Origin of the sequence: Streptoalloteichus hindustanus (genome assembly GCF_900129375.1) — a bacterium.
Lineage (GTDB): Bacteria > Actinomycetota > Actinomycetes > Mycobacteriales > Pseudonocardiaceae > Streptoalloteichus > Streptoalloteichus hindustanus.
Genome location: NZ_FQVN01000005.1, coordinates 75,488 through 93,229 on the forward strand (window position 1 = coordinate 75,488; position 17,742 = coordinate 93,229).

Consider the following 17,742-nt stretch of genomic DNA (forward strand, 5'->3'; position numbering starts at 1 on the left):
CGCGCCCACCTCCTCGGCACCATCGTCGCCGCCGCGCGGGCGGCTCCCACCAGCGACCCCGGGACGCTGTGGCGCGCGTCACCGGTGCGTCGAGGCGGTGGGGCCGCCCGCGCGGGCGCGGGGAGAGGGGACGCGCTCAGCTCGTGCCGGCGGCCCGGCGCGGCGCGCGGTCCCGGCGGCTCACGCCTCGACCGGGGTCAGCTCCGCCATCTCGCTCCAGCCGTCGCCCGGGATCTCGACGTTGATGATGTCCGGCCTGGTCGCGATCACCTCGGGCATCCACGCCATGGCGGTCCGGAAGTGCTCCGAGTTCACGTGCTCCTCGCCGGCGGCCGGGGAGGCGAAGCCCTCCAGCAGCACGAACTGGTTCGGCGTCTCGGCGCTGCGCGACCACTCGAAGAAGACGTTGCCCGGCTCGTTCCGCGTGGCGAGGGTGAACTCCTCGACCAGCGAGAGCCACTCCTCGGCCCGCTCCGGGCGGACGGTGAACCTGACGGCGATGAAGATCACGGGCTGGTTCCCTTCGGTGCGTTGACGGTCTGGTCGCGGCCATCGTGACGGCGTCCCCCGCCTCGGCCGCCAGTCGTCCGCCGCCGGATTCCAGCCATCCTGGAAAACCCGTCGATCCGGCCGGTCCCGCCTGGCGTCAGGTCGCCGGGACCAGCTCGGCCAGGAGCGCGCGGACCCGCCGGTCGATCTCGTCGCGGATCGGCCGGACCTCCTCGACGGAGCGGCCCGCCGGATCGGGCACCTGCCAGTCGAGGTAGCGCTTGCCGGGGAACACCGGGCACGCGTCCCCGCAGCCCATGGTGATCACGACGGTGGCGGCGCGCACCGCCTCGGTCGTCAACGGCTTGGGGAACGCGGCGGACAGGTCGATGCCGACCTCGGCCATCGCCTCGACGACCGCCGGGTTGACGGTGTCGGCGGGGGTGGAACCGGCGGAGCGCACGGTGACGCGCCCCCGGGCGTGGTGCTGGAGCAACGCGGCCGCCATCTGGGACCGCCCCGCGTTGTGCACGCACACGAACAGGACTTCCGGTGTCTGGTCCATACGAGCTCCCGAGTTCGCGGTGAGGGACTCCAGGCGTTGCCGGGCGGCGCGGGCGGCGAGCACCGGCAGGTGCGTGTGGACGCGTGCGGAGGCGACGAGCTCGTCGTAGCTGGCCCGCACGTGGGCGCGCACGGTCTCCGGCGGGACGGCGTCGGCGAAGCGGCGGGTCAGTTCCGTGGCGGCGTGGTCGAGCAGCCGGTCGACATCGGCGGTGACGCCGACACCGGCGTTGGCGCCGAAGCCGCGCGCCGGGGACGGCTCGTCAGGGGGCAGGTGGGACATCGGCGTCCTCTCCGCGGGCGGGGAACCAGGGGCGGGCGGCCAGTGCCGCGTGGACCAGGGCGACCAGGACCGGGACCTCGACCAGCGGGCCGACCACCCCGGCCATCGCCTCGCCGCTGGTCGCGCCGAACGTCGCTACCGTGACCGCGATCGCGAGCTCGAAGTTGTTGCCGGCGGCGGTGAAGGCCAACGTGGTGGTGCGGGAGTAGCCGAGCCCGAGCCACCGGCCGACGGCGAACGAGCCCGCCCACATCACCGCGAAGTAGACCAGCAGGGGCAGGGCGATCCGCGCGACGTCCAGCGGCCGGTCGGTGATCTCGCGGCCCTGGAGGGCGAACAGGAGCACGACGGTGAACAGCAGCCCGCGCGGCGCCCACGGGCCGAGGCGGGGGAGCAGGCGCGACTCGTACCAGTCCCGGCCCCGCGCGCGTTCGCCGAGCCGGCGGGTGAGGTAGCCGGCCACCAGCGGGACCCCGAGGAAGACCAGCACCGACCGGGCGATCTCCCACGCGGAGACGTCGAGCTCGGCGCTCGGCAGCCCGAGCCAGCCGGGTAGCACCGACAGGGAGAACCAGCCCAGGCCGGCGAACGCCAGGACCTGGAAGACCGAGTTCACGGCGACCAGCACGGCCGCCGCCTCGCGGTCCCCGAACGCCAGGTCGTTCCAGATGACCACCATGGCGATGCAGCGGGCGAGGCCGACCACGACCAGTCCCGTCCGGTACGCCGGCAGGTCGGGCAGGAACAGCCAGGCGAGGGCGAACATCACCGCCGGGCCGACCAGCCAGTTCAGCGCGAGCGACGCCACCATCAGCCGGCGGTCCCCGGTGACGCCACCGAGCTGGTCGTAGCGCACCTTCGCCAGGACCGGGTACATCATCACCAGCAGGCCGACCGCGATCGGCAGGGAGATCCCGCCGATCTCGACCGCGCCGAGCAGGCCGCCCAGCCCGGGCACCCACCGGCCGGCCAGCAGCCCCACCGCCATCGCCGCGCCGATCGACACCGGCAGCCAACGGTCCGTTGTGGACAGTCGCGGCGCCGGGGCTCCGGTGGTGGTCACGCCGGCACGGGGGCGAGCTCCCCCGGCGTCAGCGCGGAGGCCAGCCGGGCCAGCGGCTCCGGCGAAACGCGGTAGTAGACCCAGGTGCCGCGCCGCTCGGCGGTCACCAGCCCGGTGTCCCGGAGCACCTTCAGGTGGTGGGAGATGGTCGGCTGGCTCAGCTCGAACGCCCCGACCAGCTCGCACACGCACGCCTCGCCGTCGACGTGCGAGGCGATCAACGACAGCAGGCGCAGCCGCACCGGGTCCGCGACCGCCTTGAACATCCGGGCCAGCGCCTCGGACTGCTCGGCCGACAACGGCTCCCGCAGCACCGGGGAGCAGCAGAGCTCCTCGGCGCTCCCGCTCTGATTCGACATGCGTCTATGTTGACAGCCATCGATGTGGAACGGCAAGCTCTGGGGCGCTCCATTGATGAACATCGATACATGGAGGTTGTGATGTCCCGAGTGCAGCTCGCCCTGCGGGTGGGCGACCTGGACGGATCGGTGGCCTTCTACACCCGGCTGTTGGGGGTGGAGCCGGCCAAGCGTCGTCCCGGTTACGCCAACTTCGCCGTCGCCGAGCCCCCGCTCAAGCTCGTGCTGCTCGAAGGCGAGCCGGGGCAGGACACCGCGCTGGACCACCTCGGCGTCGAGGTCGACAGCACCGAGGAGGTCGCCGCCGCCACCGAGCGGCTGGCCGCCGCGGGGCTGTTCACCGAGATCGAGAACGACACCACCTGCTGTTACGCGCTCCAGGACAAGGTGTGGGCGCACGGCCCGGGCCGGGAGCCGTGGGAGGTGTACGTCGTCAAGGGCGATGCGACCACGTTCGCCGACGACGCCCACCCGGCTTCCAACTTCGCCGCTGAGGCGGCGCAGCCGGCGGGCTGCTGTTCCTGAGCTCTGCTGTTTCTGGCCCTGTTGTCCTCGGGCGCCGCCGGACCGTCAGCGCGTCGGTGGCGCCCGGTAGGGCAGGATCGGGGCATGGCGCGGTGGGTGAGCGGAGCGGGCGTCGACCTGCTCGGACTGGGTGCGGAGTTCCGGACGTTCTGGCAGGAACGGCACCTGTGCACGCTCACCACGACGCGGCCGGACGGCTCGCTCCACGTCGTGCCGGTCGGCGTGACGCTGGACCTGGCGACCGCCACCGCCCGCGTCATCTCCGACCGGGGCTCCCGCAAGGTCCGCAACGTCCTCGCGGCGGGAGCCGACGGCGGCGTCGTCGCCGTGTGCCAGGTGGACGGGCGGCGGTGGTCGACCCTGGAAGGCCGCGCGGTGATCCGCGAGGACCTGGAGTCCGTGCGCGACGCGGAACTGCGGTACACCGAGCGGTACAAGCCGCCGCGGGTGAACCCGCACCGCGCGGTGATTGAGATCTCGGTCACCCGGGTGCTCGGCAACGTCTGATCCACCCCCGCTGACCTGCGAGGACACCTCGCGTGGCCGGTTGGCGGACCGGTTGGGGAGCCGTGGTCGACTACCGTCTCCGCTCATGTGTTGTCGGGTGATGGTCACGCGCGTGCGGCGGCTCGCGACCGCCGGGAGCGGCGCGTGAGCGGGCAGCCCGTGATCACCGTGGTGGGCATCGGCGCGGACGGGTGGTCCGGACTCTCGCCCGCGGCCCGGGACGCCGTGCGCTCCGCCGACGTGTTGCTGGGCAGCGCCCGCCAGCTCGACCTGGTGCCGCCCACCTCCGCCGAGCGCGTCGCCTGGCCCTCACCCCTGCTGCCGGCCCTGCCCGGACTGCTCGCCGCCCACGCCGACCGCGCGGTCTGCGTGCTGGCCAGCGGCGACCCCATGTTCTTCGGCCTCGGCGCCACGCTCACCCGGTTCGTGCCGCCCGAGCGGCTCCGCGTCCTGCCGCACCCGTCGTCGGTGTCGCTGGCGTGTGCCCGCCTCGGCTGGGCCTGGGACACCGTCGAGGTGGTCAGCCTCGTCGGCCGCCCCGCCGAACTCCTGCACCCGGCCGTCCAGCCCGGCCGGCGCGTCCTGGTGCTCAGCGCCGACGCCGACACCCCGGCCCAGGTCGCCGACATGCTGGTCGCCCGGGGCTTCGGCGCGAGCGAGATCACCGTGCTGGAACAGCTCGGCGGCCCCGGCGAACGCCAGGTCCACGGCACCGCCGCCACCTGGACCCGCCCGCCGCTGGACGCCCTCAACATCGTCGCCGTGCACTGCCTGGCCGACGCCGACGCGGCACTGCTCCCGCGCGTCCCCGGCCTGCCCGACGAGGCGTTCGACCACGATGGCCAGATCACCAAGCGGGAGGTCCGCGCGATCACCCTGTCCCGGCTCGCGCCGGCCCCGGGGGAGTTGCTCTGGGACGTCGGCGCGGGCGCCGGCAGCATCGCCGTCGAGTGGATGCGCACCCACCCCTCCTGCCGGGCCTTCGCCATCGAGCAGCACCCCGAGCGGGCCGAGCGCATCGCCCGCAACGCCGCCACGCTGGGCGTTCCCGGGCTCCGGGTCGTCACCGGCTCCGCGCCGGCGGCCCTGGACGGGCTCGAACCGCCGCACGCGGTGTTCGTCGGCGGGGGAGTCACCGTCCCGGGCGTCGTGGAGGCGTGCTGGGCGGCCCTGCCCCCGGGCGGACGACTGGTCGCCAACGCCGTGACCATGGAGTCCGAGGTCGTCGTGGCCGACTGGTACCGCCGGCTGGGCGGCGACCTCAGCCGCGTCGCCGTCCAGCGCGCCTCGCCGGTCGGCGGCTTCACCGGATGGCGGCCGATGATGCCGGTGACGGTCTGGGCGGTCACCAAGCGATGACCGGGAAACAGGACGACGGCACGACCCGCGCGCTGCCCGCGCGAACCTGGTGTGGAGGGGCGAACTCATGACGGTGCACTTCATCGGGGCCGGGCCCGGCGCGGCCGACCTCATCACCGTGCGCGGCCAGAAGCTGATCGCCTCATCCCCGGTCTGCCTCTACGCCGGCGCCCTCGTCCCCGACGACCTGCTGGCGTTCTGCCCGCCCGACGCCCGTCTGGTCGACACCGCGAACCTCACGCTGGACGAGATCCTCGCCGAGATGCTGTCCGCCCACGCCGCCGGCCTGGACGTGGCCCGCCTGCACTCCGGCGACCCCTCGGTGTTCAGCGCCGTGGCCGAGCAGATGCGCCGCCTCGACGCGGCCGGCGTGCCCTACGACGTCACCCCCGGAGTCCCGGCGTTCGCCGCCGCCGCTGCCTCCCTGAACCGCGAGCTGACCGTGCCCGGCGTCGGCCAGACCGTCATCCTCACCCGCACCTCGGCCCGAGCAACCCCGATGCCCCCCGGCGAGGACCTGACCACCCTGGGCCGCAGCCGCGCGACCATGGTCCTCCACCTCGCGGTGCAGCGGATCGACCAGGTCGTCGAGGAGCTGACACCCAACTACGGCGCGGATTGCCCCGTCGCCGTCGTCGCCAGGGCCAGCCGCGACGACGAGCTCATCCTCCGCGGCACCCTCGCTGACATCGCCGCCCAGGTCCACGCCGCCGGCATCACCCGCACCGCCGTCATCGTGGTCGGCCAAACCCTGACGGCCTCGGAATTCCCCGACAGCCACCTCTACTCCACCGAGCGCTGCCGCTCGTAACCTCCCCCACACCGAACCCCTCTACGCCCGAGGTTCGGAACCACAAGCGCTGTCCAACATGCCGCGAGGTCCCGAACGACCCCGCCGGCGTGTCAACCCCCACGGCCACCCTCACGCAAGGCGCCTCCCCCCAAGGAAGCGCCATCCCCGCAGCTCAGGCAGGGCAGTACCGACCCCACCAGGCCGGTGAGGATCGCAACAGGTTGGCGCGGCGACCGAGAAAGGTCCTGACAGACCTCGGAACGCTGATGCCTACGCCTACGACGTCCACAATGGACGGCTCGCTGTCGCCGTCGTCGACGGCACCGGCTCCACTCCCGAGATCGCTGAGCTGGCGCAGCGAGCTGCCGTGACTGCCGCCGTCGCCGCGGCGCAGCGGACGCCTCTCCTGGGCATCGTGGCGGCGGCGGAGTTGTGCGGTGAGCCCGTGCTCGGCGAGCGTCGGCCTACGGGCGCGATCGTGGTGGCGACCGCGTGGCCGGGGCAGGGGTGGGTGGTCTCGTGGGCTGGCGACAGCGCCGCGTATTCCTACCAGCCCAAACGTGAGTGTGGGCGCGGGGTGCGGCGGCTCACCGTGCCGCACACGCACGGGCAGCTCATGCGGGAGCGGGGAAAGCCCGAGGAGGAGGCGCGACGGTGGGATAGCAGGATCTACAACAGCCTGGCGAGTTCGGTGCACGTCGGAATCCGCGCCATCAGCAGTGACGCGCCGTACCTGGTGTTGGCCACCGATGGCCTGCGACTCCCCGCCGACCGGATCGAGGCCGTGCTGCGGGAGCACCTCTCTGATCCCGTGCTGTGCGCTGACCAGCTCCTGAAGGAGGCGCGGACCCGGAGCCGGGACGACATCGCCGTGGTGGTGGTCCCGCATCCGCATCCGGTGGATGAGAGGGGGTGAACGATGGGCGGCGACGATGACTTCGAGGGTGACGACAAGACGCCGACGCGGGAAATCCCCAAGATCCCCGCAGAGGACGACAACGAGTCCTGATTTCGTTCCGGCGCTCGCCCCCGACGCACGCTGTCCACAATGGACAGCAGGGGTCAGGCGCGGCCGACGATGGTGCCGGCTCGGTCGATCACGACGACGTCGACTTCGACCGGGGCTTCGCGGAGTACTTCGGTGGCGACGTCGCGGGCCCGGGAGGCGATCAGGTCGCCGAGGGGGAGGCCGGCGGGCTGGCAGAGGTGCAGGGCGCCCAGCGCGGTGTTGGCGGCCCGGACCTGCTCGACCAGTTCGGGGTCGCCGCCGGCCTCGCGGGTGAGGTCGGCGAGGAGGTCGTGGTTGACCTGGGAGCGTCCTGAGTGGAGGTCCAGGTGGCCGTCGGCGAGCTTGGACAGCTTGCCGACGCCGCCGGCGATGGTCAGTCGGGGCACGGGGTGCCGGCGCAGGTACTTCAGCACCGCTCCCGCGAAGTCGCCCATGTCCAGCAGGGCGTCCTCGGGCAGGCCGTAGAGCTCGGTGGCCACTCGCTCGGAGGTGCTGCCCGTGCAGCCGGCGACGTGTTGGTACCCGGCGGCGCGCGCGACGTCGATGCCGCGTCGGATGCTGTCGATCCACGCCGAGCACGAGTAGGGCACCACGACGCCGGTGGTGCCCAGGATCGACAGTCCGCCCAGGATGCCCAGGCGGGGATTCCAGGTGCGGCGTGCCAGTTCCTCGCCGTTGTCCACGGAGATCTCGACGACGACGTCGCCGGTGCCACCGTGCCGGGCCGCGACCTCCGCCACGTGCTGGCTGATCATCTGGCGCGGGACCGGGTTGATCGCCGGTTCGCCCACCGGCAGCGGCAGGCCCGGCTTGGTGACCGTGCCGACCCCCGGCCCCGCCCGGAACACCACGCCCGTGCCCGGCGCGCCGTGCCGCACGGTGGACCTGATCACCGCGCCGTGCGTGACGTCCGGGTCGTCGCCGGCGTCCTTGACGATTCCGGCCATCGCCGCGTCCGCGCCCAGTTCCTCCCTGGCCAGCGCGAAGGCCGGCCGCTGCCCCTTGGGCAGCAGGATCTCCACCGGGTCGGGGAAGGAGCCGGTCAGCAGCGCGGTGTAGGCGGCGGTGGTGGCCGCGGTCGCGCACGCGCCGGTCGTCCAGCCGTAGCGGAGACCGCCGGGCTCCTCGGTGCGACGTGTGCTCATGGTGTCAGGATGCAATCGGTGGGGGCGGGCGACAGCGGCGAGGGGCGACGGTGCGGGTACTGGTGCTGGGCGGCACGGGAGAGGCGCGGCGACTGGCCGCCGCGCTGGCCGGACGGCCCGAGCTGCGGGTGGTCTCCTCGCTCGCCGGCCGGGTCGCCGACCCCCGGCTGCCCGAGGGCGAGGTGCGGATCGGCGGCTTCGGTGGCCCCGAGGGTCTTGCCGCCTGGCTCAGAGAGGAACGGGTGGCGGCGGTCGTCGACGCCACCCACCCCTTCGCCCATCGGATGACAGACTCGGCCGTGCGGGCCACCGGCGAGGTCGGACTTCCCCTGCTGGTGTTGCGGCGACCCGGATGGCAGCCCGAACCGGGTGATGACTGGCGGTGGGCGGAGACGATCAGTGACGCCGCCGGCCTGCTCCCCGGGCTGGGCGAGCGGGTGTTCCTCAGCACCGGCCGGCAGGACCTCGCGGCCTTCGCCGACCTGCGGGAGCAGTGGTTCCTGGCCCGTTGTGTCGACCCGCCCGAGCCGCCCCTGCCGCCCCGCCTGGAGGTCGTGCTCGACCGGGGACCCTTCGCCGTCGACGGGGAGCTGGCGTTGCTGCGCCGGCACCGGATCGACGTCATGGTCACCAAGGACAGCGGCGGCGAGATGACCGCCGCCAAGCTCGTCGCCGCCCGCGAGCTCGGCCTGCCGGTCGTCGTGGTGCGCCGGCCACCGCTGCCCGACGGTCCCCACGTCGAGAGCGTGGGGACCGTCGAGGGCGCGGTGGCCTGGCTGGACGCCCTGGCGGCTGCTCACGCCGGGTAGCGGCGGGGGGTGAACACCACGGTGTCGCCGTCGCTCCTGCGCACCACGCGGGTGGTCGACGAGCCGATCATCAGCAGGCAGCGCATGTCGACCTGGGCCGGGTCCAGCTCGCCCAGCGTCGTCACCCGCACCCGCTCCTCCGGGCCGCCGACGTCCCGGCCGACGACCACGGGGGTCTCCGGGGCGCGGTGCTCCAGCAGCAGGTCCCGCATCGCCGCGACCTGCCAGGTGCGGCTGCGCGAGGCCGGGTTGTACAGGGCCAGCACCAGATCCGCCTTCGCCGCCGCCGCCAGGCGCTCGGCGATGACCTCCCACGGCTTGAGCCGGTCGGACAGCGAGATCACGCAGAAGTCGTGCCCCAGCGGCGCACCGACCCGGCTCGCCACCGCCTGCGCCGCCGTCAGACCCGGCAGCACCCGCACCGGCACGTCCTGGAACCGCGGCTCGCTCGCCACCTCCAGCACCGCGCTGGCCATCGCGAACACCCCGGGGTCGCCCGAGGAGACGACCACGACCCGGGAACCGGCCTGGGCCAGCTCCAGCGCGTGCGCGGCCCGCTCGGCCTCCACCCGGTTGTCCGAGGCGTGCCGCCGCTGCCGGGGGTTGGCCGGCACCCGCGCCAGGTACGGGCCGTAGCCCACCAGGTCGTCGGCCGAGGCCAGCGCGTCCTGCGCCTCCGGCGTGAGCCACGGGCGCCCGGCCGGCCCCAGGCCGACCACGACGACCTCGCCCCGCGTCGTCCCGCGCTCGACCTCGGCGGCCGGCACCTCGGGGTTCTGTGCGTTGACCGGGCTGGGCACCAGCGCCAGCGAGAAGTACGGCACGGTCGCCGGGTCGACCTCGGCCAGCGGGGCGACCCGCTCGCCCTCGGTGGTGGCCCGCTCGACGTACCACGCCTCGTCCAGCCGGCCCGCCTTGTCCAGCGCAGCGCGGACGTTGTCGAAGGTCCGACCCAGCTTGAGCACCGCCGCCGAGTCGGTGGCGGCCAGCCGCTCGGCCAGCACGTCGGGGGGCAGCGTGCCGGGCAGGACGGTCAGCACCTCGTCCCGCTCGACCAGCGGCCGGCCCAGCACGGCGGCGGCCCCGCTGACCGACGTCACGCCGGGCACCACCTCGGTGGGGTAGCGGTGCGCGAGCCGCTTGTGCATGTGCATGTAGGAGCCGTAGAAGAACGGGTCGCCCTCGGCCAGCACGACGACGTCCCTGCCGGCGTCCAGGTGCGCGGCGAGCCGGGCGGCGCACTCGGCGTAGAACTCGTCGATCGCGCCCTGGTAGCCGCCGGGGTGGTCGGTGGTCTCCGTGGTGACCGGGTAGATCAGCGGTTCCTCGACCTGGTCGCCCCGCAGGTACGGCTCGGCCAGCGCCCGCGCGATGCTGCGCCCGTGCCGCGCGCTGTGGTAGGCGACGACGTCGGCGGCGCCGATCAGCCGGGCCGCCTTGACCGTCACCAGCTCCGGGTCACCCGGCCCCAGCCCCACTCCCCAGAGCCGACCGACCTGCGTGCTGCTGCTCACTCTTCCTCGCTTGCGATCGCGTTGACGGCGGCGGCGGTCATGGCGCTGCCGCCCCGCCGACCCCGCACGATGAGGTACTCCAGGCCCAGGTCGTTGTCGGCCAACGCCTCCTTGGACTCGGCCGCGCCGATGAAGCCCACCGGGATGCCCAGCACGGCGGCCGGCCGGCCCGCGCCCTCGGCCACCATCTCCAGCAGCCGGAACAGGGCCGTGGGCGCGTTGCCGATGGCCACGACGGCGCCGTCGAGCTGGTCGCGCCACAGCTCCAGCGCCGCCGCGCTGCGCGTGGTGCCCAGCTCGGCCGCGAGCCCGGGCACGCGGGGGTCGGAGAGCGTGCAGACCACCGGGTTGTCGGCCGGCAGCCGGCGTCGGGTGACGCCGGAGGCCACCATCGCCGCGTCGCAGAGGATCGGGGCGCCGGCCCGCAGCGCGGCCCGCGCGTCGGCGACGACGCCTGGCGACCACGCGAGGTCCGCCACCAGGTCGACCATGCCGCAGGCGTGCACCATGCGCACCGCGACGTGGGCGAGGTCCGCCGGCAGCCGACCCAGGTCGGTCTCCGCGCGGATGGTGGCGAAGGACTGGCGGTAGATCTCCGCGCCGTCCCGGATGTAGTCGATCACTGATCCCTCCGCGCCGCGTCGACCGCGGCTGCCGTTTCCTCGATGTCACCGGTCGTGCCCGGCCCGGCCGGCACGGCCAGCTCGGCCAGCACCCGGCCGTCCCTGGTCACCTCGTAGCCCGCCCCGGTGGCGACCACCTCGACGACCCGGCCCCGCGGGCGCCCGCACCGCCGGCCGCAGCCGACCCAGTGGACGGGCAGCCCGTCGGCGGTCGCGCGGGCCGCCAGGCGCGTCCACCGGCTCGCGTCGGCGCGGACGTCGGCCATGGCCTTGCCGCAGCCCGGCCGACCGGCGCACGCGCTCACCCCGACCCAGGGCGACGCCGGGTCGACGACCAGACCGTGACTGTCCATTGTGGACGACCAGTGCCGCGCCGCCGCCGGGGGCAGGTCGCGGACGACGATCCCGCGCCACGGCGTGGTCCGCAGCTCGCCGCCGCCGTCGAGCGCGGCGTCGGCGAGCGCTTCCGCCTGCTGCGCCGACAGCCGACCGAGTGGCACCACGACAGCCAGGGTGACCAGGCCGTCCTGCTGCTCGATCAATCCTACGGGACCGTGCGGGTGCGGTGAGACCACAGGGGACGGCGCGAGCTCGCCGCTCTGTGCGTGCATCGACTGGGCGTGCATCGACTGGGCGTGCATCGACTGGGCGTGCGTGGACTGGGCGTGCCCGAACTCGGTGGCGAGCCGGTCCCGCACCCGGGCCACCCCGTCGGTCAGCTCGGTGATCCGCCACGCCCGCGAGTCCTGCGCGGCCCGCTCGGCGAGGAAGGCCGAAGCCGCCGCGAGCATCACGGCCACGACCTCGGCGGCGGGCACCCGCAGGCCGATGTCCTGGCCCGCCAACCACATCGCGGCCCGCCCCGACTCCACCGCCAGCGCGCCGACGTCGCCGTCGAGCCCCGCGACGTCGCCGCGCCCGTCGTCCAGGGTGAACAGGAACCGGCCGGACAGCTCCGCCAACTCCGGGCGGGCGCACAGCTCCCGGTCCAGGTCGGCCACCAGCGGAGCCACGTCCCACGCACCGACGCCGTCCCGGCCGCTCAGCGGCGACGCCAGGATGTTGCGCACCCGCTCGTGCGTGCGCGACGGCAGCAGTCCCACCGCGGCGATCCGCTCCGCCAACCGCGGCTCGGTTCCCGAGCCCAGGCCCCTGAGCTGGATGTTCGCCCGCGAGGTCAGTTCGAGGTGCCCGTCGCCCAGCTCGGCCGCGACCGCCGCCAGCGCCCGCAGCTGCTCCGCCGCCACCACGCCGCCGGGCACCCGCACGCGGGCCAGCCCGCCGTCCGCGGCCTGGTGGACCTGGAGCGCCCCGGGGCAGGCGTCCGGCCGCGACCGGTCGGCGCCCCGGGAGCTGCCGCTCGACCCCGCGGCGGGATCACAGGTGGGGGAGACGTGGGACACGGCGGGGATGCTACTTGCGGTGTTGCCGAGATCAGGGTGCCTGTCGGTAGGGTCACCCCCGGCGGCAGAGGGAGGAAGCCGGTGCGACTCCGGCGCGGTCCCGCCACTGTCACCGGGGAGCGAACCCCACGGCACGGCCACGGCCCACCAGGGCGGGAAGGCCGGGGTGAGCGTCGATCCGGGAGCCAGGAGACTCCGGCCGCCACACCCCGACGACTCTGGGGCGAGGACCCCGAGGGAGGACCGTGTGAGCCACGACGTGCCATCGCGTCGCCCGCTGCCGCCCGCCGCCGAGACCGGGCAGCGCGCCGCCTCGGATGCCCCGGGGGATCCGGCGGCTGACGCCCCGCGCAGCCGGGTGCTGCTGCTGTCGACCTCCGACACCGACCTGCTCAGCGCCCGCGCCAGCGGCGCCGACTACCGGCTGGGCAACCCCGCCCGCCTCACCGTGGACGACCTGCCCGCCCTGCTGGCGGACGTCGACCTCGTCGTCGTCCGCATCCTGGGCGGCCGGCGCGCCTGGGAGGAGGGTCTGGACGCGCTGCTCGCCGGGCCGCGCCCGGTGGTCGTGCTCGGCGGCGAGCAGGCCCCGGACGCCGAGCTGATGGAGCTGTCCTCGGTGCCGGCCGGCGTCTGCGCCGAGGCGCACGCCTACCTCGCCCACGGCGGCCCGACCAACCTCGCCGAGCTGCACCGGTTCCTGTCCGACACCGTGCTGCTGACCGGCCACGGGTTCGCGCCGCCCGCCGAGACCCCCACCTGGGGCGTGCTCCCGCGCACCGCGCGCCGCGCCGAGGGCCCGGTCGTCGGCGTGCTGTACTACCGCGCCCACCACGTCGCGGGGAACACCGCCTTCGTCGAGACCCTGTGCGAGGCGATCGAGGACGCCGGCGGGCAGGCCCTGCCGGTGTTCTGCGCCTCGCTGCGGACCGCCGAGCCCGAGCTGCTCGACACCCTCGGCCGGGCCGACGCGCTGGTCGTCACCGTGCTCGCCGCCGGCGGCACCCGCCCGGCCGCGGCCTCGGCCGGCGAGGACGACGAGACCTGGGACGTCGGCGCGCTCGCCGCGCTGGACGTCCCGATCCTGCAGGGGCTGTGCCTGACCACGTCGCGCTCGGCGTGGGAGGAGAACGACGACGGCCTGTCCCCGCTGGACACCGCCTCCCAGGTGGCGATCCCGGAGTTCGACGGCCGGATCATCACGGTTCCGTTCTCCTTCAAGGAGATCGACCAGGACGGCCTGACCGTCTACGTGGCCGACCGCGAGCGGTCGCGCCGGGTCGCCGGCCTGGCGGTGCGGCACGGCCGGCTGCGGCACGTGCCCGCCGAGCGACGTCGGATCGCGGTGATGCTGTCGGCGTACCCGACCAAGCACTCCCGGATCGGCAACGCCGTCGGCCTGGACACGCCGGCCAGCGTCGTCCGGCTGCTCGCCGCCCTGCGCGAGCGCGGCTACGACATCGGGGCCGAGGACGGGCCGGACGCGCTGCCCGGGGTGTCCACTCAGGACGGTGACGCCCTCATCCACGCGCTGATCGCGGCGGGCGGGCAGGACCAGGACTGGCTCACCGAGGAGCAGCTCTCCGGCAACCCGGTCCGCATCTCGGCCGCGCGGTACCGCGCCTGGTACGACACCCTGCCCGAGGACCTGCGCTCCGACATCGAGGGGCACTGGGGGCCGCCGCCCGGCGAGCTGTTCGTGGACCGCTCCCGCGACCGCGACGGCGAGATCGTGCTCGCCGCCCTGCGCGCCGGCAACGTCGTGGTGATGGTGCAGCCGCCGCGCGGCTTCGGGGAGAACCCGATCGCGATCTACCACGACCCCGACCTGCCGCCCAGCCACCACTACCTCGCCGCCTACCGGTGGCTGGAGGACGAGTTCGGCGCGGACGCGGTCGTGCACGTGGGCAAGCACGGCAACCTGGAGTGGCTGCCGGGCAAGGCCGCCGGCATGTCCGCCTCCTGCGGCCCGGACGCCGCCCTCGGCGACCTGCCGCTGATCTACCCGTTCCTGGTCAACGACCCGGGCGAGGGCACCCAGGCCAAGCGGCGGGCGCACGCGACCCTGGTCGACCACCTGGTGCCGCCGATGGCCCGCGCCGACAGCTACGGCGACATCGCGCGTCTGGAGCAGCTCCTCGACGAGCACGCCAACATCGCCGCGATGGACCCGGCCAAGCTGCCGGCCATCCGGGCCCAGATCTGGACGTTGATCCAGGCCGCCCGGCTGGACCACGACCTCGGCGTGGCCGACCGGCCGCACGACGCCGAGTTCGACGACTTCCTGCTGCACCTCGACGGCTGGCTGTGCGAGATCAAGGACGTCCAGATCCGCGACGGCCTGCACGTGCTCGGCGCGGCCCCGGTCGGCGAGGCCAGGGTGAACCTGGTGCTGGCCATGCTGCGGGCCCGGCAGATGTGGGCCGGCCAGGTGGCCGCCCTGCCCGGCCTGCGCGAGGCGCTGGGCATGGCCGAGGACGGCAGCGCCGGCCGCACCGCCACCGACGAGACCGAGACCCAGGCGCACGCGCTCGTCGCCGCGATGGAGGAGCGCGGGTGGGACTCGGCTGCCGCCGACGAGGTCTGCCAGGCCGTGCTCGGCCGGGCCGACGAGCTGGTCGCCAAGGTGCTGCGCTTCGCGGCCACCGAGGTCGTGCCGCGCCTGGCCCGCACGACCGACGAGCTCGACGCGGTGCTGCACGCCCTCGACGGCGGCTACGTGCCGGCCGGGCCCAGCGGCTCCCCGCTGCGCGGCCTGATCAACGTGCTGCCCACCGGCCGCAACTTCTACTCGGTCGACCCCAAGGCCGTGCCCAGCCGCCTGGCGTGGGAGACCGGCCAGGCGATGGCGGACTCGCTGCTGGAGCGCTACCGCGCCGACCACGGCGAGTGGCCGCGCTCGGTGGGCCTGTCGGTGTGGGGCACCAGCGCCATGCGCACCGCCGGCGACGACGCCGCCGAGGTGCTGGCCCTGCTCGGTGTCCGTCCGGTGTGGGACGAGCAGTCCCGCCGGGTCACCGGCCTGGACGTGATCCCGCTGGCGGAGCTGGGCCGGCCCCGCGTCGACGTCACCGTCCGCATCAGCGGCTTCTTCCGGGACGCGTTCCCGCACGTGGTCGCCCTGATCGACGACGCCGTCCGGCTGGTCGCCGACCTGGACGAGCCGGAGGAGGAGAACTTCGTCCTGGCGCACGTCCGGGCCGACCGCGCGCGGCACGGCGACGAGCGGCGCGCCACGATGCGGATCTTCGGGTCGAAGCCGGGGGCCTACGGCGCCGGCATCCTGCCGCTGATCGACAGCCGGAACTGGCGCGACGACGCCGACCTGGCCGAGGTCTACGCGGTGTGGGGCGGCTACGCCTACGGGCGCGGGCTGGAGGGCGTGCCGGCGCGGGAGGACATGGAGTCCACCTACCGCCGGATCGCGGTGGCGGCCAAGAACATCGACACCCGCGAGCACGACATCCTCGACTCGGACGACTACTACCAGTACCACGGCGGCATGGTCGCCACGATCCGCGCGCTCACGGGCAAGACGCCGACCGCCTACATCGGCGACAGCACCCGGCCGGACTCGGTCCGCACGCGCGCGCTCACCGAGGAGACCTCCCGGATCTTCCGGGCGCGCGTGGTGAACCCGCGCTGGCTGGCCGCCATGCGGCGGCACGGCTACAAGGGCGCGTTCGAGCTGGCGGCCACTGTGGACTACCTGTTCGGCTACGACGCCACGACCAACGTGGTCGCCGACTGGATGTACGAGAAGGTCGCCGAGACCTACGTGCTCGACGAGGAGAACCAGCGGTTCCTGACCACGTCGAACCCGTGGGCGCTGCACGGCATCGCCGAGCGGCTGCTGGAGGCGGCCGACCGCGGGATGTGGGAGAAGCCGGACCAGGCCACCCTCGACGCGCTGCGCGACGTGTACCTGCGGACCGAGGGCGACCTGGAGGACGACGAGAGGTGAGCGGGCAGTCATGACCGTGGTGTTGGGCATCGAGACGTCCTGCGACGAGACCGGGGTCGGTCTCGTGCGGGACGGGGTGCTGCTCGGCGACGCCCTGTCGAGCAGCATGGACGAGCACGTCCGCTTTGGCGGGGTCGTGCCCGAGATCGCTGCCCGCGCCCACGTGTCGGCGCTCGTGCCCTGCGTCCGCGCGGCGCTCGACAACGCCCGGCTGACGCTCGACGACGTGGGGGCGGTGGCGGTCACGGCCGGTCCGGGGCTGGCCACCGCCCTGCACGTCGGGGTGGGCGCCGCGAAGGCCTACGCCCAGGCGTTGGGCGTGCCGCTGTACGCGGTGCACCACCTGGCGGGGCACGCCGCCGCCGACACCCTCGCCCACGGCGAGCTCCCGCCCCGCAGCGTGGTGTTGATCGTCTCGGGTGGTCACACCTCGCTGTTGTTGGTGCGCGACCTCGTGCGCGACCCGGTGGTGCACCTGTCGGACACGGTGGACGACGCGGCGGGGGAGGCGTTCGACAAGGTCGCCCGCATCCTCGGCCTGCCCTACCCCGGCGGCCCGGCCATCGACCGGGCCGCGCGGGCCGGCGACCCGACCGCGGTCGCCTTCCCGCGCCCGCTCACCGGGCGGAACGACCCGCCGCTGGGCTTCTCCTTCTCCGGGCTGAAGACCGCGGTGGCCCGGCACGTCGAGTCCGCCCACGCGGCGGGCCGGGAGCTGGCCGTCGCCGACGTGGCCGCCAGCTTCCAGGAGGCGGTGGCGGACACCCTCACCCGCAAGGCGATCAGGGCGTGCCGCGAGCACGACGTGTCGACCCTGGTGGTCGTGGGCGGGGTCGCCGCCAACAGCCGGGTCCGCGCGCTGGCCGAGCAGCGCTGCGCCGAGGCGGGGATCGAGCTGCGCGTCCCGCCGCCCCGGCTGTGCACCGACAACGGGGCGATGATCGCCGCCGTCGGCGACCTCCTGGTCCGCTCCGGCGCGCGGTCCTCGGCGACCGGCCTGTCGGTCCAGCCGAGCATCGAGCTGACCTGGGCGCAGCTCGACCCCACCGCGCACGAGCCCGTCCTCGCCTGACGCCTCGGCGCGCGCCGGCGCGTTGGTCGCCCGTTCCTCGTGCGATCGCTCGCGTAACGGGGAAGTCCTCGTCTGGTCCGTCGCCGTTTCGCGCTGCCTGGCGACGCCGCGGATGACACCGCGGGTGCCCCTGCCGCCGACACCGACCCGGCGCGTCGCCGATGGGGCGTGGCCCGCCCTCGGCGGGGCGACGCGCGGACGACAAAGAGCGGAATCCCGGTGTGAACCCGGGCTCGGCCGTTCGCCGCCCACCGAGTCGCG

General features: G+C 74.5%; 16 protein-coding genes and 1 riboswitch. Of the genes, 8 read left to right on the forward strand and 8 right to left on the reverse strand.

Features of this window, described 5'->3' with window-relative positions:
* Positions 1 to 180: 180 nt before the first annotated feature.
* The 4 genes from BUE43_RS16365 to BUE43_RS16380 form a co-directional block, all read right to left on the reverse strand.
* A complete protein-coding gene (locus BUE43_RS16365; protein ID WP_073484084.1) occupies positions 181 to 510 on the reverse strand; it encodes a putative quinol monooxygenase in 330 nt (109 codons plus the stop codon).
* Between the two features lie 136 nt (positions 511 to 646).
* Positions 647 to 1,336, reverse strand: a complete 690-nt coding sequence (locus tag BUE43_RS35180) for an arsenate reductase ArsC (protein ID WP_083959743.1) — start codon at positions 1,334 to 1,336, stop codon at positions 647 to 649.
* Entirely contained in the window at positions 1,317 to 2,399 is a 1,083-nt protein-coding gene (gene arsB / locus BUE43_RS16375) for an ACR3 family arsenite efflux transporter (RefSeq protein WP_073484086.1), read from the reverse strand. The genes BUE43_RS35180 and arsB overlap by 20 nt, the downstream gene beginning before the upstream one ends.
* Entirely contained in the window at positions 2,396 to 2,758 is a 363-nt protein-coding gene (locus BUE43_RS16380; protein ID WP_073484088.1) for an ArsR/SmtB family transcription factor, read from the reverse strand. The genes arsB and BUE43_RS16380 overlap by 4 nt, the downstream gene beginning before the upstream one ends.
* Positions 2,759 to 2,839: 81 nt before the next feature.
* Between BUE43_RS16380 and BUE43_RS16385 the strand changes: the two genes are divergently transcribed.
* The 5 genes from BUE43_RS16385 to BUE43_RS16405 all read left to right on the forward strand — a co-directional run bounded on the left by BUE43_RS16385 (position 2,840) and on the right by BUE43_RS16405 (position 6,858).
* Complete coding sequence (locus BUE43_RS16385) at positions 2,840 to 3,283, forward strand: ArsI/CadI family heavy metal resistance metalloenzyme (protein ID WP_073484901.1); 444 nt, start codon at positions 2,840 to 2,842, stop codon at positions 3,281 to 3,283.
* An 84-nt stretch (positions 3,284 to 3,367) separates the two neighbouring features.
* Positions 3,368 to 3,790 carry a TIGR03618 family F420-dependent PPOX class oxidoreductase gene (locus tag BUE43_RS16390; RefSeq protein WP_073484091.1) on the forward strand — a complete coding sequence of 141 codons (423 nt, stop codon included), beginning with the start codon at positions 3,368 to 3,370 and terminating at the stop codon, positions 3,788 to 3,790.
* A 144-nt stretch (positions 3,791 to 3,934) separates the two neighbouring features.
* Positions 3,935 to 5,149: a precorrin-6y C5,15-methyltransferase (decarboxylating) subunit CbiE gene (gene cbiE, locus BUE43_RS16395; protein ID WP_073484093.1), complete on the forward strand. Its 1,215-nt coding sequence runs from the start codon at positions 3,935 to 3,937 to the stop codon at positions 5,147 to 5,149.
* 67 nt (positions 5,150 to 5,216) lie between these two features.
* Positions 5,217 to 5,960 (forward strand): precorrin-4 C(11)-methyltransferase, encoded by a 744-nt coding sequence (cobM, locus tag BUE43_RS16400; RefSeq protein ID WP_073484095.1) that lies wholly within the window; start codon positions 5,217 to 5,219, stop codon positions 5,958 to 5,960.
* Positions 5,961 to 6,309: 349 nt separating this feature from the next.
* Positions 6,310 to 6,858, forward strand: coding sequence for a PP2C family protein-serine/threonine phosphatase (locus tag BUE43_RS16405; RefSeq protein WP_073484097.1), 549 nt, complete (start codon positions 6,310 to 6,312; stop codon positions 6,856 to 6,858).
* Between the two features lie 146 nt (positions 6,859 to 7,004).
* Here BUE43_RS16405 and BUE43_RS16410 read toward each other — a convergent pair whose 3' ends face one another.
* Complete coding sequence (locus tag BUE43_RS16410; RefSeq protein WP_073484099.1) at positions 7,005 to 8,096, reverse strand: cobalt-precorrin-5B (C(1))-methyltransferase; 1,092 nt, start codon at positions 8,094 to 8,096, stop codon at positions 7,005 to 7,007.
* A gap of 50 nt (positions 8,097 to 8,146) precedes the next feature.
* Between BUE43_RS16410 and BUE43_RS16415 the strand changes: the two genes are divergently transcribed.
* Positions 8,147 to 8,905: a cobalt-precorrin-6A reductase gene (locus BUE43_RS16415; protein WP_234995758.1), complete on the forward strand. Its 759-nt coding sequence runs from the start codon at positions 8,147 to 8,149 to the stop codon at positions 8,903 to 8,905.
* On the opposite strand, the gene BUE43_RS16420 is transcribed toward BUE43_RS16415, so the two are convergent.
* From BUE43_RS16420 to cobG, 3 genes are read right to left on the reverse strand one after another with little or no spacing between them, the layout of a single operon-like run.
* Complete coding sequence (locus tag BUE43_RS16420) at positions 8,893 to 10,419, reverse strand: precorrin-2 C(20)-methyltransferase (RefSeq protein WP_073484102.1); 1,527 nt, start codon at positions 10,417 to 10,419, stop codon at positions 8,893 to 8,895. The two genes, BUE43_RS16415 and BUE43_RS16420, sit on opposite strands and share 13 nt — an antisense overlap.
* Positions 10,416 to 11,042, reverse strand: coding sequence for a precorrin-8X methylmutase (locus BUE43_RS16425; RefSeq protein WP_073484104.1), 627 nt, complete (start codon positions 11,040 to 11,042; stop codon positions 10,416 to 10,418). Before BUE43_RS16425 ends, BUE43_RS16420 begins: the two co-directional genes overlap by 4 nt.
* Positions 11,039 to 12,445, reverse strand: a complete 1,407-nt coding sequence (gene cobG / locus BUE43_RS16430; RefSeq protein ID WP_083959744.1) for a precorrin-3B synthase — start codon at positions 12,443 to 12,445, stop codon at positions 11,039 to 11,041. The genes BUE43_RS16425 and cobG overlap by 4 nt, the downstream gene beginning before the upstream one ends.
* Before the next feature lie 72 nt (positions 12,446 to 12,517).
* A riboswitch (cobalamin riboswitch) is annotated at positions 12,518 to 12,640 on the forward strand.
* Positions 12,641 to 12,803: 163 nt separating this feature from the next.
* Here cobG and cobN point away from each other — a divergent pair.
* On the forward strand, positions 12,804 to 16,409 hold the full coding sequence (gene cobN / locus BUE43_RS16435; protein ID WP_073484906.1) for a cobaltochelatase subunit CobN: 3,606 nt from the start codon (positions 12,804 to 12,806) through the stop codon (positions 16,407 to 16,409).
* Between the two features lie 10 nt (positions 16,410 to 16,419).
* Positions 16,420 to 17,481 (forward strand): tRNA (adenosine(37)-N6)-threonylcarbamoyltransferase complex transferase subunit TsaD, encoded by a 1,062-nt coding sequence (gene tsaD, locus BUE43_RS16440; protein ID WP_073484106.1) that lies wholly within the window; start codon positions 16,420 to 16,422, stop codon positions 17,479 to 17,481.
* The last annotated feature ends 261 nt before the right edge of the window (positions 17,482 to 17,742 follow it).